This window comes from Paenibacillus sp. FSL M7-1046 (assembly GCF_038007405.1).
GTDB lineage: Bacteria > Bacillota > Bacilli > Paenibacillales > Paenibacillaceae > Paenibacillus_AQ.
Map to the genome: position 1 here is coordinate 4,397,411 of NZ_JBBOXB010000001.1, position 23,365 is coordinate 4,420,775.

Annotated in this window: 16 protein-coding genes; 14 read left to right on the top strand and 2 right to left on the bottom strand. The window is 50.9% G+C overall.

The window, feature by feature from the left end:
- Position 1 precedes the first annotated feature (1 nt).
- From NYE29_RS19290 to NYE29_RS19345, 12 genes are all read left to right on the top strand, one after another.
- A complete protein-coding gene (locus NYE29_RS19290) occupies positions 2-709 on the top strand; it encodes a response regulator (RefSeq protein ID WP_340897087.1) in 708 nt (235 codons plus the stop codon).
- A gap of 188 nt (positions 710-897) precedes the next feature.
- Positions 898-2,253, top strand: a complete 1,356-nt coding sequence (locus NYE29_RS19295; RefSeq protein WP_083675915.1) for a 2-hydroxycarboxylate transporter family protein — start codon at positions 898-900, stop codon at positions 2,251-2,253.
- Between the two features lie 304 nt (positions 2,254-2,557).
- Positions 2,558-3,721 carry an NAD(P)-dependent malic enzyme gene (locus NYE29_RS19300; RefSeq protein WP_379141422.1) on the top strand — a complete coding sequence of 388 codons (1,164 nt, stop codon included), beginning with the start codon at positions 2,558-2,560 and terminating at the stop codon, positions 3,719-3,721.
- Between the two features lie 61 nt (positions 3,722-3,782).
- The gene (ppdK, locus tag NYE29_RS19305) at positions 3,783-6,488 is read left to right on the top strand and encodes a pyruvate, phosphate dikinase (RefSeq protein ID WP_340897089.1); all 2,706 of its coding nucleotides are present in this window, start codon (positions 3,783-3,785) and stop codon (positions 6,486-6,488) included.
- A 23-nt stretch (positions 6,489-6,511) separates the two neighbouring features.
- The gene (locus NYE29_RS19310; RefSeq protein WP_340897090.1) at positions 6,512-7,327 is read left to right on the top strand and encodes a pyruvate, water dikinase regulatory protein; all 816 of its coding nucleotides are present in this window, start codon (positions 6,512-6,514) and stop codon (positions 7,325-7,327) included.
- 221 nt (positions 7,328-7,548) lie between these two features.
- Positions 7,549-9,282, top strand: a complete 1,734-nt coding sequence (locus NYE29_RS19315) for a sensor histidine kinase (protein WP_076113964.1) — start codon at positions 7,549-7,551, stop codon at positions 9,280-9,282.
- Position 9,283: 1 nt separating this feature from the next.
- A complete protein-coding gene (locus NYE29_RS19320; RefSeq protein WP_340897091.1) occupies positions 9,284-10,948 on the top strand; it encodes a response regulator in 1,665 nt (554 codons plus the stop codon).
- Positions 10,949-11,055: 107 nt separating this feature from the next.
- Complete coding sequence (locus NYE29_RS19325) at positions 11,056-12,717, top strand: extracellular solute-binding protein (protein WP_340897092.1); 1,662 nt, start codon at positions 11,056-11,058, stop codon at positions 12,715-12,717.
- A gap of 86 nt (positions 12,718-12,803) precedes the next feature.
- Positions 12,804-13,703, top strand: coding sequence for an ABC transporter permease (locus NYE29_RS19330; RefSeq protein ID WP_340897093.1), 900 nt, complete (start codon positions 12,804-12,806; stop codon positions 13,701-13,703).
- Positions 13,704-13,715: 12 nt separating this feature from the next.
- Positions 13,716-14,597 (top strand): carbohydrate ABC transporter permease, encoded by an 882-nt coding sequence (locus tag NYE29_RS19335; RefSeq protein WP_340897094.1) that lies wholly within the window; start codon positions 13,716-13,718, stop codon positions 14,595-14,597.
- 27 nt (positions 14,598-14,624) lie between these two features.
- Entirely contained in the window at positions 14,625-16,112 is a 1,488-nt protein-coding gene (locus tag NYE29_RS19340) for a glycoside hydrolase family 43 protein (protein WP_340897095.1), read from the top strand.
- Positions 16,113-16,114: 2 nt separating this feature from the next.
- Entirely contained in the window at positions 16,115-17,779 is a 1,665-nt protein-coding gene (locus NYE29_RS19345) for an MGH1-like glycoside hydrolase domain-containing protein (protein ID WP_340897096.1), read from the top strand.
- A gap of 95 nt (positions 17,780-17,874) precedes the next feature.
- On the opposite strand, the gene NYE29_RS19350 is transcribed toward NYE29_RS19345, so the two are convergent.
- Positions 17,875-19,614: a cache domain-containing sensor histidine kinase gene (locus tag NYE29_RS19350; RefSeq protein ID WP_340897097.1), complete on the bottom strand. Its 1,740-nt coding sequence runs from the start codon at positions 19,612-19,614 to the stop codon at positions 17,875-17,877.
- A gap of 50 nt (positions 19,615-19,664) precedes the next feature.
- Positions 19,665-21,233: a response regulator gene (locus NYE29_RS19355; protein WP_340897098.1), complete on the bottom strand. Its 1,569-nt coding sequence runs from the start codon at positions 21,231-21,233 to the stop codon at positions 19,665-19,667.
- 249 nt (positions 21,234-21,482) lie between these two features.
- On the opposite strand from NYE29_RS19355, the gene NYE29_RS19360 reads away from it, so the two are divergent.
- Together NYE29_RS19360 and NYE29_RS19365 are read left to right on the top strand one after the other, a co-directional pair.
- Positions 21,483-22,439, top strand: a complete 957-nt coding sequence (locus NYE29_RS19360) for an ABC transporter permease (RefSeq protein ID WP_340897099.1) — start codon at positions 21,483-21,485, stop codon at positions 22,437-22,439.
- Positions 22,440-22,463: 24 nt separating this feature from the next.
- Positions 22,464-23,345: a carbohydrate ABC transporter permease gene (locus tag NYE29_RS19365; protein WP_340897100.1), complete on the top strand. Its 882-nt coding sequence runs from the start codon at positions 22,464-22,466 to the stop codon at positions 23,343-23,345.
- Positions 23,346-23,365 lie beyond the last annotated feature (20 nt).

Below are 23,365 nucleotides of genomic sequence, written 5' to 3' on the forward strand. Positions count from 1 at the left end.
TATGATAAAGGTACTTATTGTTGAAGATGATCCGATGGTTTCGGAGATGAATAAATTTTACTTGCAGCAGGTTGAAGGATTCTGTGCCGAAGGCTGGGCCAGCTCTGCAGAGGAGGTGCTGGACATGCTGAGGGAGAATTCCTATGACCTGATTCTGCTGGATATTTACATGAAAGAGAGCAACGGGCTGGAGCTGCTGTCCGAGATTCGGCGGAGAGGCTTAAGGATTGATGTCATCGTTATTTCGGCGGCCAGCGACAAGGGAAGTATCCAGGAGGCTCTGCAAAACGGAGCTGTGGACTATTTGATTAAGCCGTTTGAATTTTCCAGATTCCGTGCAGCGCTGAACGGATACAAGGAGCAGAACCGGTTGTTCCGGACACAGGAACGGCTGAACCAGTCTGAGCTGGACAAGCTGTCCAGATTCAAGCAGGAGCGGGCGGCTTCACAGGAGCTGGCCAAGGGATTCACGCGTCAGACACTGCAGACCATCTGGAGAGCGGTAGTGACCTGCGATTTGGAGTATTTTTCTGCGGAGGACATTTCAGTTATGTCAGGAATTTCCAGAGTTTCTGCCGGTAAGTATTTGGTCGGGCTGACGGAGATGGGTGTGCTGGAAATGGATCTGGTCTACGGAAGTGTGGGCAGGCCGGTACAGAAATACAGGATCGCCCCCAATGGCAAAACGCTGGTAACCCAATACATTTAACAGGATTGGAAGCTCCTGCTGCGAAATCGCAGCGGGGGCTTTTTCTTTACCCCCTTATTCACATCCGTATTTTTTGATAGCGCTTACTTTAATAATTTACAAAACCTCTTCATTATTTACACAAAAACAAAAGCGCTTTCAAAGCAGCTATGATGAATTTGTAAAAGAGTTAAGGAGGTAAGGATAACATGCAAAAAGCAATTCAACCGCCACTTGCAGTACCGGATGAGCAGCATGTACTGAAGCAAGGAAAAAAAGGCTTTGCACAGCGGGTCACGCATTTAAAGGTGGGTGTCATTCCGCTTCCGCTGTATGTGGTATTTGCACTCATCATATTTGCGGCATCTGTACTCGGCGAACTGCCAAACGATATGATCGGCGGATTTGCGGTAATTATCGTCTTGGGCGTACTGCTCAGTGATCTTGGTTTCAAGCTTCCGGTTCTGAAAAATATCGGAGGCCCTGCAATCCTTTCGCTAATGATTCCGTCGTTCCTGGTGTTCTGGAATGTGCTCGACCCTTCGGTTACCGAATCGGTCAACACGCTGATGAAGACGTCGAACTTTCTCTATCTGTATATTTCAATTCTGGTAGCTGGAAGTATTACCGGAATGAACCGCACTACATTAATCAGCGGCTTCATTCGCATCTTTATACCGATGATGGCCGGAACCATTGTTGCGGTAGGCGCGGGTCTGGGCGTGGGCATGCTGCTCGGCTACAGCGCGCACCGTACCTTGTTCTACATTATCGTGCCCATTATAGGCGGCGGTGTCGGTGAAGGAATCCTCCCGCTGTCCATCGCATTCTCGCAGATTCTCGGCGGCGAATCCGGTTCCTATGTGGCCCAAATGATTCCGGCGGCGGTTATCGGCAATGTGTTCGCAATTATCGGAGCGGGGCTGCTCAAGAAAATGGCCGATAAAAATCCGTCAATTACCGGCAATGGCGTTCTGGTGAAATCGAAAGACGGCCAGAAGCTGGGCGGAAGCACCTATGATAGTGAAAAACCCGACTTCCTGCTAATGGGCGCCGGACTGCTCTTCGCCTGCGGATTATTTATTACCGGACACTTGCTATCGCCATTCATCGGCATCCCGGGTCCGATCCTGATGATCTTTGCAGCAGCGCTGCTGAAAGTATTGAAGCTGCTGCCGGCTAAAATTGAGCAAGGCGCTTATCAGCTCTACAAATTTGTCTCCGGGACATTAACTTGGCCTCTCATGGTGGGACTTGGCATGTTGTACATTCCGCTGGAGGATGTGGCTGCCCTGATCTCGATTCCTTATATTATCGTCTGCGCTACCGTTATCGCCGCGATGATTCTCACCGGCTATTTTATCGGCAAATGGGTCAATATGTACCCCGTGGAAGCGGCGATAGTAACCGGCTGCCGCGGCGGTCTCGGCGGAACGGGCGATGTGGCGATCCTGTCAGCATCCGGGCGTATGGAACTGATGCCGTTCGCTCAGATTTCCACACGTATCGGAGGAGCGATCACGGTTGTTGCAGCGACGCTGCTCATCTCAGTATGGGGTGGCTGATTAACGCAAGTCATGGCAAAACATCATGCAGGAGGCGATTAGTATGAATCAACTTAGCGGGAAACCCCATGTGTTTACGCTTCGTGTCCAGTACCGCAGCAACAGCGATTATCTTGCGAACCTGGTGAGCATCGCCGAGAACTATAAAGGCACTGTGCTAAATGCAGAGCTGAAGGAGCTTCGCACGGACCTGACCGCTGCCGATGTCGTAATTTCCGTAGAGCAGCCGGAGGATCAGAAGTGGATTGAAAAAGCGGTAAACCAGTTGAGCGGAGGAGATATTGTGGAATTATTGGAAGAAATCATGCTTCTGCACAAAGGCGGAAAGCTCGAAACAACCTTGAAAAATCCGATCCGGACCAAAGACGACTTGTCCAAAGTATACACGCCGGGTGTGGCAAAGGTCTGTCAGGCGATTGCACAGGATCAGGCTCAGGCCTATGAATTGACAACGAAGAAAAACACCGTGGCTGTCATATCTGATGGAACCGCTGTGCTGGGCCTCGGGGATATTGGGCCGAAAGCGGCCATGCCGGTAATGGAAGGCAAAGCGGCACTGTTCAAGCAGTTCGCGAATGTCGACGCCGTGCCAATCTGCCTCGATACTAAAGATACGGAAGAAATAATCGCTATTGTGAAGGCGCTTGCCCCTACATTCGGAGGCATTAATCTTGAAGATATTTCCTCTCCCCGCTGCTTTGAGATCGAAGAGAGACTGAGAAATGAGCTGGATATCCCGGTATTTCATGATGACCAGCACGGTACGGCCATCGTAGTGCTTGCCGGATTGCTGAACGCGCTAAAGGTATGCGGCAAAAATATCAAGGATGTCAAAATCGTGGTGAACGGCGTAGGTGCAGCAGGCATCTCCGTTTCCAAAATGCTGCTGCACGCAGGGGCCGTGAACCTGATCGGAGTGGACCGGGAGGGTGCCATTAACCGGCTTGAGACCTATAACCGGACCCATTGGAGCGATTTTGCCCAAATCACGAATCCGGGCCTCGAAACCGGCGGGCTGTCGGATGTAATCAAAGGCGCGGATGTCTTTATCGGGGTTTCTGCACCGGGAGTGCTGAAACTGGATGATGTGTTGAATATGGCCAAAGATCCGATCGTGTTCGCCATGGCGAATCCAACCCCGGAAATTGATCCCGCTATCGCTGCGCCGCATGTAAGAGTAATGGCGACAGGCCGCTCCGACTATCCGAACCAGATTAACAATGTATTGTGCTTTCCCGGTATTTTCAGAGGCGCGCTGGATTGTGAAGCCATGGATATTAATGATGAAATGAAGCTGGCGGCAGCAGAGGCGATTTCCTCGGTTATTGATCCGTCCGAGCTTCATGAGAAATATATCATTCCGGATGCCTTTGATCCGCGGGTGGTTGAAAGAATCCGCATGGCCGTTGCCCAGGCAGCGTTCAAAAGCGGTGCAGCCAGAAAAAATCTGCTCACGGGTGTGAACTGATTTCTGATTAGAAACGTATTCCGGCAATAATAAGAGCTGCTGTAGAGGAGGAAATACAAAGATGTCGGCTGAACAAATTACAGAGAAGCAGGTCTACCTGTTTGAAGAAGGAAATGCCTCTATGGTCAAACTCTTGGGAGGAAAGGGCGGGAACCTGGCTGAGATGACAGCACTGGGGCTGCCCATTCCGCCGGGATTTACGATCACTACGGATGCTTGCAAAAGCTATTACAAGCAAGGGGGGCAATTGTCCGGTGAACTGCAGTCCGAGATCAGAAGGGCAATTTCCACCTTGGAAAAAGTGAAGGATAGCCGGTTCGGTGACGCCAATCAGCCGCTTATGGTATCCGTCCGCTCCGGTTCGGTCACATCCATGCCGGGTATGATGGACACGATCCTGAACCTGGGCCTGAATGATGAAACCGTTCTGGGGCTGGCCCGGCAGACTGCAAGTGAAAGTTTTGCCTATGACTGCTACCGCCGGCTTATCGCGATGTTCGGCGAGATCGTGCTCGGCATCCCCTCCCTACTGTTCAGTCAGCAATTGGAGAACCTTAAGATCCATGCAGGCCGTGAGAGCGACGGGGAGATAACCGCCGGGGAATGGAAGCAATTAACCGGTGTCTACCAGCTGCTGGTTAAGGAGCACAGCGGAATCGACTTCCCCCAGGATGTCTACCAGCAGCTGAATATGGCTGTCCGGGCGGTGTTCCGCAGTTGGAATAATGCGCGGGCCAAAGTCTACCGCAGGCTTTACTCCATTCCACATGATCAGGGAACTGCAGTGAATGTGCAGGCGATGGTCTTTGGCAACAAAGGAGAGGACTCTGGGACTGGCGTTCTGTTCACGCGTAACCCGTCCACCGGAGCCAAAGAACTGTATGGCGAGTATCTGATTAATGCCCAGGGTGAAGATGTGGTGGCCGGTCTCCGGACACCCCGCAGGCTGGCGGAGCTGCGGGAAGACATGCCTGAGGTCTACGATCATCTTGCCGCCTTGGCATCCGGCCTGGAGGCGCACTACAGGGATATGCAGGATATCGAATTTACAATTGAAAATCGGACACTGTACCTGCTTCAGACCCGCAGCGGCAAGCGCACAGCCCAGGCGGCAGTGAAAATTGCCGTTGATCTGTACGAAGAGGGCGAGATCACAAAGGAAGAAGCTGTCCGCAGGATTGATGCGGGCCATCTGGACCAGCTGTTGCACCGTTCCATCGCTCCGCTTGAGGAGCTGAAGCCCTTGGCTATCGGACTTCCAGCTTCGCCTGGTGGAGCATCCGGGATGATCGCGCTGGATGCGGAAACGGCAGAGGCATGGAAGCAGAACGGAAGCCGAGTTATGCTCGTCAGCGCAGAAACATCGCCTGAGGATATTCATGGCATCCTCGCCGCCGAAGGTGTGCTTACCGCCCGGGGAGGAATGACCAGCCATGCGGCTGTTGTGGCAAGAGGCATGGGTAAGCCCTGCGTTTGCGGATGCGATCAGCTGTCTATAGATGCGGAGCAGCGGATCATTTATTTGGGTGATCACATCCTGAAAGAAGGAGATGTCCTCTCTATTGACGGCTCTTCCGGCCGTGTATATGCCGGGGACGTGCCGCTGAGCGATCCGGAGATGACTCCCGAGCTGCTGAAGCTGCTGGGTCTGGCTGATGAGATCAGGGAACTGAAGATTTACGCAAATGCAGATACCCCGCAGGATGCCCGCATCTCACGGGAGCTGGGAGCTGAGGGTATAGGGCTATGCCGGACGGAGCATATGTTCTTCACGGGCACCCGGCTGCCCACAGTGCAGTCCATGATCCTTGCCGACAGCCGGGAGGAGCGGCTGAGCCTGCTTGAACGCATCCTTCCCATGCAGCAGTCCGATTTCGAGGATATGTTCAAGGCGATGAATGGGCTGCCGATGACCATCCGGCTGCTGGACCCGCCGCTCCATGAATTTTTGCCCAATCTGGAGCAGCTCGGAGAACAGCTGCGGAGATTACAACTGACGGGCGGAGGTTTGGAAGAGCAGAAGAGCCTGAAGCGGATGATCGCCAAAATCCGCAGCCTGCAGGAAAAAAATCCAATGCTGGGACTGCGCGGCTGCCGGCTTGGCATCCAATTCCCGGAAATCTATGATATGCAGCTCGAGGCAGTTTTTCGGGCTGCCAAAACTACCGCACACAATGGAATTGAAGTACGGCCGGAAATTATGATCCCGCTGGTAGGAGACCCGCGTGAGCTAAAGGAGCTGCGGGCGCTGGTGGATAAAGTGGCTTCAGAGGTTCTCGGAGAAGCGTTCAAGTCGATTTCCTACCGGGTGGGCACAATGATTGAAGTGCCACGGGCGGCTGTTATGGCCGACAAGATTGCCGAGCATGCGGATTTCTTCTCCTTCGGCACCAATGATTTGACACAGATGACGTTCGGTTACAGCCGCGACGATGCCGAAGGCAAATTTCTGAACAGCTATCTGGACAGAAATATTCTATCCGGGAATCCTTTTCAGATGCTGGATCAGGAGGGTGTGGGGAAACTCATTGAGTGGGCCGTTGCCAGAGGGAAGGAGAAAAAATCCTTTCTCAAAACAGGGCTGTGCGGAGAGCATGGCGGAGATCAAAGCTCAATCTTTTTCTGCCAGCAAACGGGGCTTGATTATGTGAGCTGTTCGCCTTACCGGATACCGTATGCCCGGATGGCAGCGGCGCAAGCGGTAATTTCCGCGCGGGATGAGGCGGCGAACAAGAAGGCGGAAGCGGCAATCCTTCCAATCGAGTGAGCCCGGTGACGGAGGGGAAAGACATGTTCAAGCAGCGGCAGATCTTTATCTGCTCCGACTCGGCCTGTGAAACGGCGGATCGGGTGGTTCGGGCGGCGATGCAGCAATTTGATCTTGGTAATCCTGCTGTGCGCCGCTTCAAGCGGATAAATTCTGAGCAGGAAATTGCCGAACTGGTGCAGCTGGCACATACAGAGCAGTCATTCATCGCCTACACGCTCGTCCAGCCGGGCCTGCGCGAAGCCATACAAAGGGAAGGCACCGAATGGAGTGTAGATATAGTAGACATCATGGGTCCCATGATGGAAACCATCAAAAGCACCTTTAAGCTTGAACCCTTGATGAAGCCTGGATTGCTGTATGACATGAATGCAGATTATCACCGCCGGGTTGAGGCCATCGAGTTCGCGGTGAAGTACGATGACGGACGCGACCCGCGCGGGCTGCTGCTGGCGGACATTGTGTTAATCGGAGTATCCCGCACCTCGAAGACTCCTCTTAGTATGTATATGGCCTACAAGGGGTACAAGGTTGCCAACTGGCCGCTGGTTCCAGGAGTCAAACCTCCTATGGAGCTGTGGCAAATCCGTAAACACAGACTATTTGCCCTAACGATGGATATAGAGGCCCTGATCAAAATACGCACGGAACGCCTGCGTATGCTTGGACTCGGAGCGGGTGCCAGCTATGTCTCCGGGCTTCAGGTACTGGAGGAATATAACGAGGCCGAGGCTTTGATGAAAAGTCTGCGCTGCCCGGTTATTGATGTTACGAGCACATCTATTGAAGAATCAGCAGATCTTATCATGGAGTGTTGGGAAAAAAGCCCGGATTTATAGTAAATCATTTTGTATTTATACAGCAGGTTGAAGCAAAGGGAGCGCCATAGAAGGCGCTGCTCCCTTTGCTTTTTTTCGTGAAAGGTATCTAGAAAAGGCTTGATAGACTTATAGGAAACACCTGCCGTTCCAGTAAGCTTTTTTTATTTTACATTGCCTTCTGAAGCTTCGATGTGTTAAAAAACAAAGTGAAGAAAAACAGCACCAGAGTGGAGGGCGAAATGAATATAAGGAAATTTCCATGGAAGAAAAATGTGTTTCGAAGGCTGATATTATCATTTATTTGCATTCTGCTGCCGCTTTTTATCCTCAGCATGATTATTTATAACTGGGGCGTTCATACGTTGAAGTCGGAGATTTCGAGGTCCATGAGTTCGCAGGTATCGCAATATTTTGGCAATCTGGAACAGGAATTCCGCAGAATCCAGCTGCTGCAGTATGATTGTCTGACCGATAACAATCTGAATGCCCTCGGCTCCATTCCCGAATCTATGAACAACATTGAACGGATGGAAAGCATCCTGAGATTGCAGCAGCGGCTCAATGCGATACGGAACAGCAGCACTTACATCATTGATGTGTACGCTTACATCCCGTCGGTTCAGAAAAAGATCTCGGCTTTGACCGTATCTGCCTTTAATCAGGAGGAAATGGACGGGCTGAAGCTTGCGATGGATTCAACGGGATCGCAGCTCCGGGATATGAACGGCAGGCTCTTCATAAGTGCAGCCTATCCCACAACTTCACCGGGGGGCAGCAGAAAACCTCAGTTTATCCTGTCTGTTGAATTTTCCAAAAGCAAGCTGAATGAGAATCTTAAGAAGCTGGTGAACTCATCCGACGAGCTGCTCATGCTGATCAATCCGGAATATACGATCTCCACAAGCGGCGGAGTCAGACCCGATCCCATGATTGCGGATATCTTGTCCAAACATTCAGAACAGAATCTGGTCAGAACGATGAACTTCGCGAATGCCCGTTATTTGGCGGTATATGCCTATTCCCCGTTTTTTGACGCAGTGCTGAGCAAATATGTTCCGGTAAACGCGGTCTTTGCGCCGCTGGACAAGTTCAAGAACTGGTTCCTGCTGCTCGCGGCGTTATCTGTGATGATTATTGTAATGTACTCTCTCTACGCTTATAAGTACATCCACAAGCCGCTGCTTCATCTGGTCAAAGCCTTCCGCAGGGTGGAGCATGAGGATCTCACTGTGCGGATCGATCATGATGTTGACGATGAGTTCCGTTACATTTATGCCCGCTTCAACAGCATGCTGGAGAATCTGGAGTCTCTGGTTGACCAGGTCTATAAACAGCAGATTCTGACACACCGGGCGGAGCTTAAACAGCTGCAGTCCCAGATTAATCCCCATTTTTTGTATAACAGCTTTTTTATTCTCAACACTATGGCCCGGCTTGGAGACAACGAGAATCTGGAGCAATTCACCAACCAGCTCGGCGTCTATTTTCAGTTCATCACGCGGAGCCATGCGGAGGAAGTGACCCTTGCCGATGAAGTGAAGCATGCGAAGGTCTACGCGGAAATCCAGTCCACCCGCTTCTCCAACCGCAATCAAATTGAATTCGGTGAGCTGCCCGCAACCCTTAGCGAGCTTATGGTGCCAAGGCTAATCCTGCAGCCCCTTATTGAAAACGCGTTCAAACATGGCTTGGAGCAAAGATCAATGAACGGGATCCTGCGGGTCCGGTTTCAGCATCTGGCGGATGAGCTGCAAATGATTGTGGAAGACAATGGCAGCGAGTTAAGCGAGGAACAGCTTATTCGCCTAAGACAATCCTTGGCTGGTAATGATGTGGAAACTACCGGAATGCTAAATATTCATTTGCGCATCCGGCTGAAATTTGGTGAAGGCAGCGGACTGCTGCTGGAGCAGAGCGGGCTTGGCGGCCTGAAGATAACGATCCGCATTATGCTTGCGGAGAGGGGGGCATAACATGTTCAGACTTTTGGTTGTGGATGATGAGAAGATTATTGCCGACGGATTATATGAGGTTCTGAGAAACCTGCCGAATCTGGAGCTTGACGTGTATAAAGCCTATTCGGGGGAAGAGGCGGTCCGTCTGTTTGACCGGACACGGTTTGATATTGTCCTTAGCGATATCCGGATGCCAGGCATCAGCGGCTTGCAGCTTCTGGACAAGATCAGGGAGAAATGGCCGACCTGCAAAGTTATTTTCCTGACCGGCCATAATGAGTTCTCTTATATTTATTCCGCCATTCAGTATGACGGTGTAAGCTATCTGCTGAAAACGGAGGGGTATGAAAAGGTCATTGAGGTGGTCGGGCAGTCCGTCAGGGAGATTGAGCTGGAACTGAAAAATGAGTCGCTTCTGAAGCAGGCTCAGGAACAGCTGTACACAACCCGTGAAATGATGCAGAACGATTATGTGAAAGGGATATTGAACGAGCAGCTGAATATCCGGGAAATCAATCAGCAGCAGCTGGACGAACTGGGGTTGCCGCTGCGAGCGGATGAGTCCGTGCTAATTCTGCTCGGCAGGGTCAACAGCTTCCAGAATAAATCCATGTATTCTTATAGAACCAGCCAGCTCTACCGGATCAAGCGGATTGCCGGGCAATATATCTCCGCGCATGCCGTATATGTGGAGACGGTGAATGAGAAATCCGACCTCATCTGGTTAATACAGCCCTTGCCGGGTCATGCTGCGGCAGATGGATGGGATCAGGTTCTGACCTATATCAAGGGGAATCTGGAATTGATTCAGCTGGCCTGCCGTGAGTCCGTGGGCGAGGTGCTATCGTTCGTGCTGGATGACAGTCCGGTGAGCTGGGAACAAGCCGCAGACCGGTTCTCTATCCTGCAGATGCTGATGAACTACCGGATTGGACAGGGCAGCGGGATGCTGCTGCTCGACAAACAGCTGATCCGGCAGGAGATGCGGCAGGCGGAGAAATGGGGCGCCAAGAAGCCGTCATTCCGCCATTCCCGGCTGGAGCTGCTTCGCGATCAGCTGGAGCACGGGCAGCGCGAGGAGTTTGAGAAGACCCTGCAGGATTGCGCAGTCACCTTCGCCGCTGTCGACAGCATGCATTACACCCCGGCGATGGAAGTGTATTATGCCATCGGTCTGGTCTTTCTGACGTACATGAACCGGTGGGATCTGGTGGACACTGTGGCGGCAAAGGTGGGCATGCATAAGCTCATGCAGCCCGGTGAACACGAGTCCTGGCAGGAAGCCTTCGGATACCTGATTCAGGTTGGCGAGCTGCTGTTCAGTCTTCAGAGCCAGGAGGAAGAAAGAAGAGCAACAGCGGTGATCCAGATTGTTCAGAAGCATATTCTGGAACACCTGCATGATCCCGATGAAATTTCACTGGTCCGGCTGGCGGAGCTCGTATTCTTTAATCCTTCTTATCTTTCCAGGCTGTTCAAGCAGGTTACCGAGATCAATCTTTCCGAATACATCAGCAGTGCGCGTATGAATAAAGCCAAGCAGCTGCTGGGCAATCCTGACATCAAAATTCAGGAGGTAGCCGAGCTTGTGGGCTATGGAACAGCTACCAACTTCACCCGCTCCTTCCGCAAGAGCATGAACATGACACCGCAGGAATACCGTTCGCTTGTGCTGAGTAGGTAAACAGCGGATTCAAAAGTAAACAGATGAATATTGAATGAAAGCGGTAACACATCTATCATTGAAAGTACCGGGGGCCCAGCAATAGTACATTCATCAGGGAGGTTCAAATGAAGACAAATCAAAAAATCAAAAGCCTGACGCTTCTCAGCGCGGCGGGAATGCTTATGCTTGCCGCATGCAGCAACGGAGGCGGCAACTCGGCGGAAACCGATAAGAACAGTGCGAACGCTGAGAGCACCACCATTGATATCAACGCCAAATATGATCCGCCTGTTGACGTGACCGCCTGGAGATATACGGAATCGACTTACAAATACGAGAATAGCGATACCATAGAAGACAATATCTATACACGTACTTATGCCAGCGATCTGGGCATCAATCTCAAATACGACTGGACAGTGCCGGTCGAACAGTTTGACCAGAAAATGAACGTCTCGATAGCGTCCGGGGATTTGCCGGATATCATGTGGTTGAAGAATAAGCAGCTTACTGATTTAGCAGAGAACGATATGCTGTATGATTTGACCGATCTGTTCGAGAAATACGCTTCACCTTTATCCAAGAAGATCATGCTTCAGGATGAAGCCAGCTTCAATACGGCCAAGATTGGCGGAAGACTGATGGCGCTGCCGCGGACTTCTTCTGCTGTAGACGGTCTGCCGATCCTGTATGTGCGTACCGATTGGCTGAATAAGCTTGGGCTTTCCGAGCCGAAGACAATGCAGGACGCGATGGCGGTCGCCGAAGCCTTCACCCAGAAGGATCCGGACGGCAACGGAAAAGCGGACACCTTCGGGCTTGCGCTCACCAAGACTTTTTTAACCGACTCGCATTTTGGAACTTCGGGATTTTTCTCAGGGTATCATGTCTACCCGGGCAAATGGGTGAAGGATTCGTCCGGCCAGCTGGTATACGGCAGTGTTCAGCCGGGAGTCAAAACGGCGTTGAAGCAGCTTCAGGATTTATACGCGGCGGGAATGCTTGATCAGGAATTCGGTGTCAAGGACCGTGCAAAGGTAACCGAATCGGTGGCTGCCGGCAAGGTAGGGTTATTCTATGGCTCCATGTCTGCGCCGCTGTCGGTCATTCAGAAAAATGTGGACAATGATCCGAACGCCGAATGGAAAGCGCTCCCTATACTCTCATCCGACAATGAGCCGGCAACGCCGATTGGTATCATGCCGATTACCACTTACTATGGAGTCAGCAAGGACAGCAAACATCCGGAAGCGATCTTCAAGCTGCTGAACTTCGGCATGCAGGGCTATGACGAGAATGCGGAATCCAATTCGGAATTCGGCATCAGCGAGAACAATGTTCCGGTGTATCTGTACAATTTGATTGCTGCCGACCCTGCCAAGAAGAATTTAAATGCGCATAACAACGCAATAAAAGCAATTGAGACAGGTGATCCTTCCAGTTTGTCAGCGGAAGAGAAAGGGTATTACGAGCGGATTATGTCCTACCGCAGCGGAGACAGATCCAATTGGGGAACAGAGCGCGTCTTCGGTTCGCCAAGCAGCTTTGATGTCATAGACAAATATGTAAACGATGAAAATTATATCTTCGACGCCTTCTACGGTTCTCCAACCGCCACCATGGTCGAGAAGAATGCCACACTCCAGAAGATGGAGGAGGAGGTCTTCACCAAGATCGTGATGGGACAGTCCATTGATACCTTCGACAAATTTGTGGAGGACTGGACCAAGCTCGGTGGAGAGCAGATTATGAAAGAAATCAATGAATGGGCGGAGAAAAATAAATAAAGCCGCTGGCAGTTCATGTCTTCCGGGAGAAAGGCCGCCTTTCCCCCGGAAGGCAGGGATGCGGTAGAAATGGAGGGTTTGAGTAGATGGGTACCCGAAACAAGCTGAAGTCGTTGCCGCTGCATCTGATGCTGCTGCCCGGAGTGATTCTGACTCTTGTGTTCAGTTATATTCCCATCATGGGAATTGTAATCGCTTTTCAGAAATTTGTGCCTTCCAAGGGAATCTTCCATTCGAAATGGATCGGGCTTGATAATTTCCGCTATATGCTTGATATGCCGAATTTCACAAGTGTGCTGTGGAATACGATTTTTATAGCCGTTCTAAAAATCATTGCCGGTCTGGTGATTCCGATCATCTTCGCCCTGCTGCTCAATGAGGTTTCCGGAGCGCTGTTCAAACGCACGATTCAAACGACTATTTACTTCCCTTATTTTTTGTCGTGGGTCATTCTGGGTGGAATACTCATTGATATTCTGTCCCCCTCCAGCGGAATCGTCAACCAGTTTCTGGGGATGTTCGGGATGAAGCCGATCTTCTTCCTGGGCAATGACCAATGGTTCCCCTTTACACTGGTTCTAACCGACACCTGGAAAGGATTCGGCTACGGCACTATCGTTTATCTAGCGGCCCTGACGGGGATTGACCAGAGTCTGTATGAAGCTGCCACCGTGGATGGCGCGAGCCGCTGGAAGCAAATGCTGAATGTCACCCTGCCGGGTATGCTTCCCATAATTACGCTGATGACGGTACTGAGTCTCGGGAATGTGCTCAACGCAGGTTTTGAACAGGTCTTTAATCTCTACAGCCCCATGGTATACAGCACCGGTGATATTATTGATACCTTTGTGTACAGGCTTGGTTTGGTGGAAGCGCAATACGGGGTTGCCACGTCCGTCGGACTGTTCAAATCGGTGATCTCACTGGTCCTGATTGTCGTCTCCAACAAGCTGGCCAACCGGTATGCCGGATATCGAATCTTTTAAGGGGGAGAGGAATTGCACAAGTTAACTGCCAGCAGAAGAGTATTTCTGATTGTGAATTATATATTGCTGAGTGTGACCGCCATTGCCTGCATTCTGCCGCTGATCAACGTGCTGGCGATTTCCTTCAGCTCCAGCAGTGCGGCGGCGGCAGGTTATGTGAAGCTGTGGCCCGTAGATTTCACGATCGCATCCTATAAGTTTGCCTTGACCAAACATGAATTTCTCGACGGGTTTCTCGTATCGCTCAAGAGGGTGGGGCTGGGTTATGCCATCAGCATGACCGTAAGCATTCTGATTGCTTATCCGCTGTCCAAAGAGAAACAGGTGCTGCGCTCGCGCAATATCTACGCCTGGTTCTTCATTGTTACCATGCTGTTCCACGGGGGGCTGATCCCGACTTATATGACGATAAAATCAGTGGGGCTGCTGGATACACTCTGGGCTTTGGTTCTGCCCTCTGCCGTCTCGGTCTTCAATGTTATTCTGCTGATGAACTTCTTCCGCGAGCTGCCGAAAGAGATTGAGGAAGCGGCCAATATGGACGGTGCAGGCCACTGGCGGACATTGTGGAGCATTTATCTTCCCTTATCCAAGCCCGCCGTGGCGACGATTACCTTGTTCATAGTCGTATTTCACTGGAATTCATGGTTTGACGGTCTAATCTATATGAACTCTACCGCGAATTACCCGCTGCAAAGTTATCTGCAGACGATCATTATCAATGTAGATCCGAGCACGGCCACCACAAATGATCTGCTGGATATGTCTGCGATTTCGGATAGAACCTTTAAGGCGGCGCAAGTGTTTCTGGCGGCATTTCCAATCCTCATCGTGTATCCATTTCTGCAGAAGTATTTTATGAAGGGGCTAGTGATGGGCAGCGTCAAAGGATAATCTGCTAGACGACAAGGAGAGAAATTTGTGAATATACACGACCTGGCTGAATGGCCCCGCTGGGGAGATTTGGGCAATGGCTATTATCGCAATCCTGTGCTGAATGCGGATGTTTCCGATCCCGATGTCATTCGCGTGGGCGACGATTTCTATATGGTATGCTCGGACTTTCATTTTATGGGCATGCAGGTGTTTCATTCAAAAGATCTGGTGAACTGGAGTTTGACCGGGAAAGTGTACGAACGGCTGGATATCGACCCGGCCTATGACGAAATGCGCGGATACGCCAAAGGAAGCTGGGCGCCTGCAATCCGTTATTATGACGGACGTTTCTATGTTTACTTCTGCACACCGGATGAAGGTCTTTACATGAGTTCAGCTTCCCATCCTGCCGGACCCTGGGAGCCGCTTCATGAAGTGGCCCGGATATCCGGCTGGGAAGATCCTTGCCCCTTCTGGGATGAGGATGGCCAGGCCTATCTTGGACATAGTACCGTAGGGGCAGGGCCGATCGTCCTTCACCGCATGAGTAAGGACGGGAAACGTCTGCTCGATCCAGGGACGATCATTTACGTCGGTAAAATTGCGGAAGGGACCAAGATTTATAAAAGGAAGGGATATTATTATTTCATCATTCCCGAGGGCGGGGTAGAGACCGGATGGCAGACCGTCCTGCGTTCCGGCAGCCTGTATGGACCGTACGAACGAAAGGTGGTTCTGCAGCAGGGGGCTACTGCAGTTAATGGTCCGCATCAGGGAGCGATTGTGGAACTCAGAAACGGTGAAACCTGGTTTCTGCATTTCAATAGCAGCGGTGCTTTGGGGAGAGTCTGCCATCTCCAGCCAGTGCGCTGGGAGGACGATTGGCCGGTTATTGGTATGAACGGAGAACCCGTTGACATCTATGCCAAACCCGGTGTAGCCGGAAGCCATTTGCCCGTGCTGCCTGCGACATCGGATGATTTTCTCGGGCCGGAGCTGGGCTTGCAGTGGCAATGGAATCACAATCCAGTCCATGGAAACTGGTCGCTCACGAAGAACGGCTTGCGGCTGCAGGCGCTTAAGGCACGGGATTTGCTGCATGCCAGGAACACGCTGACCCAAAAAATCATCGGCCAACGAGGGACAGCAAGCACCGAATTGTTCATCGGCGGCATGAAGACCGGCCAGCGCGCCGGGTTTGCCTTTCTGTGCGCCCGGGAGGAGAACTGGATCGGGGCAGTCTCGGAGCCGGAAGGAATCTATCTGCGTGCAGTCACGGGCGGAACCGTGTTTCACGGTCCAAAGCTGGCAGGAGAGACGGTGAAACTGGGAAGCCTGATTGATCTGGATGGAGAGACACGGTTTATCTTCAGCTTAGGTGAGGAATGGATTCCGTTCGGCGGTCCTTGCCTTATGCTCCCGGGGTTCTGGAAGGGGGCGCGTCTGGGCTTGTTCAGCTATACGAGTGAAGTAACAGGCGGGAACGCAGATTTCAAGTGGTTTCAATATGACGTTCACAGAGGTGGTGCATAGCGATGAAGGAATTGCTTGACCGGCTAAGAAGCATCGACATGGCATCCGAGATCGGTGAGCTTAAGAAACCTTCCGATGAACAGGTGCTGAAGGAATGGCTGAACTCCGGTGTGAAATTCGCCTCCGCTTCCGGAAGCCTGGAGAAGGTCTATTACAGCGCGGTTAAGAAACTGCTGGACTGCATTGTTTCTGCCGGCGAAGGCGCACCCGTGCTTCATGAAGGAGGAGCTTATCGGGGCACCTGGCTGGAGAGTACAGGGACGATCAACGCAGAGCTGTTGTCCCGATATATGCCGAATGTCGCGCAAGCTACGTTTCGCTTATTCGCCGAGTATCGGAGGGAGGACGGCCTGCTCCCTTACAAGATTACGGACAACGGTCCGGCCTACAGGCAAATCCAGATGGTGACGCCGCTCGCGAGAAGCGTATGGAATCATTACTCCCTGAACGGACAAGATGAAGAATTCCTGCGGGAGATGTACCAGGCAATGGCCGGATTTGACGAGTGGCTGGTACAGTACAGGAATACACGCGGCTCAGGCTGTGTGGAGGCGTTCTGTACTTTTGACACCGGCCACGATCTGTCCCCGCGGTTCTGGCATATTCCGGATACCCCGCACATGGATGATCCGCGCCGCTTCAGCCCTGAATCGCCAGTACTGCCGCTGCTTGCACCAGACCTCACGGCCAATGTGTACTGCCAGCGTAAGTATATGGCCCGTATGGCCAGTATCCTGGGAGAAGACGGCTCTGTCTGGGAGCGAAAAGCGGCCCAAAGCCTCGATAGTCTGTTTCAATATTGCTATGACGAAAGCGATGAATTCTTTTATGATCTGGACCGCAATGACCACTTTGTCCGGGTTCAATCCGATGTATTGCTGCGTGTATTGGCTTGTGAAGTAGGTGAGCGTGCCTTGTTCGACTCGGCACTGAAGCGGTATTTGCTGAATACCGCAAAGTTTTTTGCCAAATATCCTTTAACGTCCATCGCGATGGATGATCCGCGGTTTGACCCCTCATCGGCGTATAACAGCTGGGCGGGGACAACCAATTTCTTGACCCTGATCCGCACTCCGCATGCTTTTGAAGCCCATGGCCGGTATGTAGAGCTGACTTGGATCATCACCCCTATTCTGAATGCAGTGGCAAGGATGAAGAATTTCTCCCAGACTATAAGCCCGTGGACCGGAACCGAAGGCTATACCGATACTTACTCTCCGGCGATTCTCTGTGTGCTGGATTTCGTAGAGCGGACCTGCGGTATCCTGCCGGCACCGGAAGGCGAGCTGTGGTTTACCGGCCTTGTGCCTTATGCCATGGATCATGGGGAAGAACTGGCGAGCGCGACTGCTTATGCCCGCATCATCGACGGGGTGTCGTATGAGCTGGTGAATACCCGGGAAGGAGCCATGTTGTACAAGGAGGGCAATGAACATCTCGCATTCCCTTATGGAACAAGAGCCGTGACGGACCGCGTAGGAAATCTGAAGGCACTGGTGGGCATGATGGCTCAGCCTGCACAAGGCCTGGTTCAGTGGGGAGGCAACACGTACAGCGTTGCCGTCAAAGGAAATCAGCAGCTGTTCTATACGGCGGAGGGCTTCGAAGCTGGGCCTGATATCGGTGTGATCGCCCCTGCGTATGATTCCGGACAATCGGGCCGTTAACAGAGTAAGTTATATCCTGAAGGGAACAGCAAAAGGGCAGCTCTGCCCAATGCTGTTCCCTATTTGGTTACGCTCGTGCTGCGGAAATTATTGCATTAATTCTGCGATATTCCAGAGGCTGGGATGCGGATAATGACCTGTGTTCCAATCCCGAGAGCACTAAAAATAGTAACGCCATAAGGGTCTCCGAACAGCAGCTTCAGTCGGCGGTTGACGTTGGCAATACCGTACCCGGATAAGGATTCGCTGCTACCATCGGAAATGTCCTCCAGTATGGTTGCGGCTTTGCCCGGAGGCATGCCCATTCCGTCATCGATAACCTCCAGCACAATATCCCCCCCAAGGCTATACCCCCGGAGGATAATATTCAGTCTGGCCTCCACATCCCAAATGGCATGATTAATGCAGTTCTCTATGAACGGCTGCAAGGTTAGCTTCACGATTTGCTTCGGCAATATTCGATCTTCAAACTGGTAATGCACATGAAGCAGCCCGCTGAAGCGGATTTGCTGGATCGCCAGATAGTGGCGGGTCAGATTGAGCTCTTCGCTGACAGAGATGATATACTTGCCTTTGTTCAGCGAGATCCGGTAGAATTTGGCCAATTCGCCGACCATTTTATGGATGCGCGAATCATCATATTTTATCGAAAGCGATGAGATGGAGGCAAGTGTATTGTAGAGGAAATGCGGATTGATTTGCGCCTGCAGTACTTTCATCTCTATCTCCTGCCGGGCAATTTCCTTTTTGTATACTTCATTAATCAGGCTGTTGATCCGCGAGGACATAATATTGAAGGCCTGGCTAAGCTGTCCGATCTCATCGTTTCCCATCACTTGCATCGTTGAAGTGAATTCGTTGCGCTCCGCCCTGCGGATAATTCTTAACAGATAGATTACTCTTCGCGTGAACAGTCCGGCAGTGGTATAGATCAGCAAAATAGCGAGAGCAATGCAGATAATTGCTATAGGCATCAGAGAAGAGGCAGCAGATTTGGCGAGACTGGAAAAATTCCTATAAGGAACAATAGTTACAGTCTTCCACCCATTGTTCAACGTGTTATAAACCACAAGCACCGGCTCGCCTCTGTACGTGCTGTCAAATTTGCCGGAAGATTCCTGGGGAAACGATTCCGGAAGCTGCGTCTGCAAAGGCCTTCCCAGGAGGGATTTATCCTTGCTGGAGATGATATTGCCTTCACTGTCAACGATATAGATGCTCTTAGTGGCATCTTCTTTTTCAACCAGGGAATAAATATCTGATTCTTGAATGTCCATGACAAGGATACCATAGGGGAAGTTCAGGCTGTAGTTGTTGAGCAGCCGGGCCAGGACCAGCCGAGGCGCTTGCTGTTCACCCGACGGAAAAGTCAGAAACAAGGCATTACCGTAAGTGTTGCCGAGTGATTCGAGGACCTCATCCCCCTTTAAATTTTCATCCAGCGGTTTAATCAGAACATTATCCTTGGGAAGAGACCGGTTGGCCGTATAAATCGTTATGGCGGAAATTTCCGGATTGCTGGTTCTTACTGAGCCTATGAGATTGTCGAAATAGTTATAAGGCTCCAGGTACTGGCTGCTGTCAATGTAGGTCCGGGTCAAATAATTGCGCAGGGTGCCGTCCAGAAAGAGGGAATTCGATATTTTTAAATAGTTGTCCAGTTTGTTCTGCAGATTGGCATTGACCTGTGCCGTGGTCGAGATCATCGCCGCGTAGGACTGGTCCCGCAGCTCATTGCGGATCGAGAGGTATGAGAAATACATCAGCAGGGACAATGGCAGAATGGAAGCCACGAAAAAAACGGCAAAAAGTTTGCGCCGCAGATTCATATTCATGAGGATCAGACTCAGGTGTTTCCAGATGCTGCGCATGCTTTTTCACGACCTTACAGAATGAATTTTTTGCGGTATTCATTGGGCGAGCAGCCTTTATGCTTCAAGAACACGGAGCAGAAATAGGACACACTCTCATATCCTGCTGCTCGGGAAATTTGATGGATTTTAAGTGCCTTGTCCCCCAGCAGCCGGGTGGCATGCTCTATTCTGGTGCGTGTGATGGCCTCGAGAATCGTTTCACCAGTAGCTTCTTTATATAAAGTTCTTACATAGTTGGGGGATAGAAATACTTCTCTGGCAATTTCCTCTACAGTGAGCGGGGTGGAGAACCTGTCCTGAATGAGCTCATCAATCCTGGTCAGAAGCTTTTGTGCCGGGCTGCCGGCTCTGGTTCTGAGCATGGAGATCATTTCTGCGCAAATATCGAGAAGATACTGCTGCATATCGCCAATCGTCAGAAGCTGGGATAATCTTTCCCAGTGGTTGCCGAACAGCTGCAGCTCTCCTGCACTGGCGAGCAGCGAAGCAAATTCATGTTCTACCCCGGTCAATAGTCCAAGCAGCTGGGAAATGACGCTGTTTTTTCCTACCCCAGTGCTTCTGAGGATATCCGTGTATTCAGCAATGATCCCCCCAGCCTTCCGCTCATCCGTATCCGCAAGGGCTCTGCACAGTTCTGACGCATATGTCTCAGGCTTCAGATCTGTATGTACCGGCTCCATTCGATCCCCGCCATCTATTACTTTTCCCGTACCGAGAAAAAATTTCCACTCATTGCGCTGCTGCGCCATCCAGAATAAACGAGGCAGCTCCTGCACAGATACTCCTGCATCCGATAAGCCTATCGTCATGGAGGCGGAGGAGAAAGGCTCTGGGATACTGCTCAGCAAGTTCCTCCAGAATGATTTGTGCGCCAGTTCGGGAATTGGAGTATGGGACATCACAATAAGACCCAGGCTGTATTCCCCTGTTTCCACACTGGTTACATGATCTGCCGTGAGCTCTATCCTTTTCTGCAGCCCGGCAACCAGCAGAGAGGCTGAAGAAAGCTCGGACGGCTGCTGTCCGTATTCACCATCAACAGTAACATAAGCTGCGATATAACATGCTTGTTCTGGAAGGGGGAGTGGCAGTCGGAACAGCTGCGCTTCCCATTGCCGGCTGAGGTTCTCATCCTTCTCTGTCAGCCATTTAAGGAGAAGGCGGTCCTTCGCAGCCGCAAGGTTCTGGTGTGTGATGGTATCCTCCTCGCACTTTTGTTTCACCGTTATGATCAGCTCCCGCAGCTCATCCATATCAATGGGCTTTAGCAGATACCCGACAGCCTCCACGGTTAGCGCTGCTTTAATATATTGAAATTCATTATGGCCGCTCAGAAAAATAATTTTGATGTTTTTGTTCATCAGCCTAATCTGCCGGGCAAACTCCAATCCGTCCATCAGGGGCATTCGGACATCGGTCAGCACAATATCAGGAGACAGTGAGTCCAGCTTCCGGAGCGCTTCCAGCCCGTTCCGCGCAGAGCCGACAAGCGTGATGCCCATTTCATGCCAGGGCACATATTGCTCCAGCAGCTCCATTTCAATAAGTTCGTCTTCAACCAGCATCAAAGTGTGCATGATCATTCCTCCTTACTATTTGTATTGTAGGCGCTCTTAGGGCGGCGAACAACGAGCTTGATGTAAAAATCTGCGGATTGTAGTATGTTTCGTTGGATTTTAATATTTCAGCAGAATAATGTGATGATTTGCGGTATCAATCGTTCAAACCTGTTATGGCTTGCCATATGAGAGCGCTCTTATAATATGGATACAGTCGCTAACACGGCAGTTACCTAAGTAAAACTAGCAAGAAAGGACGGGTTCACCATGGGAATGGAGCTGGCTTCATCACCTGCAAGGAGCAAACCGAAAGTTAAGAAGGATATTTGGCGTCGTCTGAAGTCGGCAAAATATTTGTATCTGATGCTGATACCGGCATTGATCTGGGTAATTGCGTTCTGCTATGCTCCTATGTTCGGGCTGTATATGGCGTTTATCAATTATCAGCCGGGGGGAGCATTCTGGCCGCAATTTTTCACCAGTGATTTTATTGGCCTGGACTGGTTCAGGTACTTCTTCAGCAGCGGTGATTTCGCCAATCTGATGCGCAATACGCTATCCTCCAGCTTGATTACGATTGTGCTCAGCTTTCCGGCACCGATCATTATTGCGCTTGCGCTGAATGAGGTGAAGAACAAGTTTATCAAAAAAACAGTGCAGTCTGCAGCCTATCTTCCTTATTTTGTATCCTGGGTTATAGCGGCCAATATCTTTGTTACGCTGCTGGCATCGGACGGCCTAGTTAACGGGATACTGAAAAATATCGGCTTGATCGACCAAAGCATATTGTTTTTCCAGGAAAAGAATTATTTCTGGGGAATTATTGCAAGCGCAAACACATGGAAGACAATGGGGTATAACTCCATCATCTATCTGGCGGCGATATCGTCCATCAATCCTGAGCAGTACGAGGCTTCCACTATGGATGGAGCGAATAAATGGAAGCAGTTACGGTTCATCACACTGCCCAGCCTGAAACCAACGGCGGTCATTCTGCTTATTTTGGCCGTAGCCAACATTATGAATACCGGATTTGACCAATATTATCTGATGCAGAATGAAGCTATTATGGCAACAGCCGATGTAATTGATACCTACACCTACCGGTACGGTCTGAGCCAGGGAATGTTCTCGTATGCGGCAGCAGTTGGCTTGTTCAAATCAGTGGTTTCGATCGTTTTGCTGACTTCCATTAACAAGATATTTAAAAATGCGCTGTTTTAGAGATGAAGACAAGGAGTGAGACATTTGAGAAGAACAGCGGGTTGGGACGATCGGGCGTTCAAGGCTATTGTATATTTGATTTTAGCGGCGGTATTCTGCGTGACCTTTCTGCCTTTTCTGAATATTCTGGCCATTTCGTTAAATGATGCTACAGATTCCGTTCGGGGAGGCATTTCCTTCTGGCCCAGACAATTCAGTCTGCAGAGCTATTCGACGGTGATGGGCGATCCCCAAATCTGGGGAGCCCTCCGTATTACAGTGGCCAGAACGGTAGTCGGTGTGCCGCTTTCTTTGTTCACGATTACGATGCTAGCCTATGTGCTGTCCCGCAAAGACATCCTCGGCGGCAAAGTGCTCACCTTTATCTTTTTGTTTACGATGTATTTCTCGGGCGGGTTGATTCCGTACTATATGGTGCTCAAATCGCTGGGCCTGCTCGATACCTTCTGGGTGTTTATCCTGCCCAACCTTGTCAATGTATTCTATATGATTATTGTCCGCACGTTTATCGATGGACTGCCGAAGGAGCTTGAGGAATCCGCCAAAATCGATGGGGCGAACGATCTGCAGATTTTCTACAAGATATATCTGCCGCTGTGTCTGCCTGTGCTTGCGACGGTAGGGATGTTCCTCGCAATTGATCAATGGAATGCCTGGTTTGATTCCTATGCCTTTACCAGCAGCATTGAACTGAAGACCCTGCAGGCTAAGCTGGTACAGATTCTGAATCAGGCGGATACCAGTCAAATGACCAGCGGGGCGAACGCCTCAATCCGGCAGACGATTTCACCGCAGAGCATCCGTATGGCGATTACCATAATCGCAACGCTGCCGATCCTGCTGATTTATCCGCTGGTTCAACGGTTTTTTGCGCAGGGGATGACGCTCGGTTCCGTCAAAATGTAAGGATATATACTTAAAAATAA

Excerpts from the sequence above, each read along its gene's own strand:
- NYE29_RS19290 (WP_340897087.1), top strand. The coding sequence starts at position 2 with ATGATAAAGGTACTTATTGTTGAAGATGATCCGATGGTTTCGGAGATG.
- NYE29_RS19325 (WP_340897092.1), top strand. The coding sequence starts at position 11,056 with ATGAAGACAAATCAAAAAATCAAAAGCCTGACGCTTCTCAGCGCGGCG.
- NYE29_RS19295 (WP_083675915.1), top strand. The coding sequence starts at position 898 with ATGCAAAAAGCAATTCAACCGCCACTTGCAGTACCGGATGAGCAGCAT.
- NYE29_RS19300 (WP_379141422.1), top strand. The coding sequence starts at position 2,558 with ATGCTTCTGCACAAAGGCGGAAAGCTCGAAACAACCTTGAAAAATCCG.
- NYE29_RS19355 (WP_340897098.1), bottom strand. The coding sequence starts at position 21,233 with ATGCACACTTTGATGCTGGTTGAAGACGAACTTATTGAAATGGAGCTG.
- NYE29_RS19330 (WP_340897093.1), top strand. The coding sequence starts at position 12,804 with ATGGGTACCCGAAACAAGCTGAAGTCGTTGCCGCTGCATCTGATGCTG.
- NYE29_RS19345 (WP_340897096.1), top strand. The coding sequence starts at position 16,115 with ATGAAGGAATTGCTTGACCGGCTAAGAAGCATCGACATGGCATCCGAG.
- ppdK (WP_340897089.1), top strand. The coding sequence starts at position 3,783 with ATGTCGGCTGAACAAATTACAGAGAAGCAGGTCTACCTGTTTGAAGAA.
- NYE29_RS19320 (WP_340897091.1), top strand. The coding sequence starts at position 9,284 with ATGTTCAGACTTTTGGTTGTGGATGATGAGAAGATTATTGCCGACGGA.
- NYE29_RS19360 (WP_340897099.1), top strand. The coding sequence starts at position 21,483 with ATGGGAATGGAGCTGGCTTCATCACCTGCAAGGAGCAAACCGAAAGTT.
- NYE29_RS19315 (WP_076113964.1), top strand. The coding sequence starts at position 7,549 with ATGAATATAAGGAAATTTCCATGGAAGAAAAATGTGTTTCGAAGGCTG.
- NYE29_RS19310 (WP_340897090.1), top strand. The coding sequence starts at position 6,512 with ATGTTCAAGCAGCGGCAGATCTTTATCTGCTCCGACTCGGCCTGTGAA.
- NYE29_RS19350 (WP_340897097.1), bottom strand. The coding sequence starts at position 19,614 with ATGAATATGAATCTGCGGCGCAAACTTTTTGCCGTTTTTTTCGTGGCT.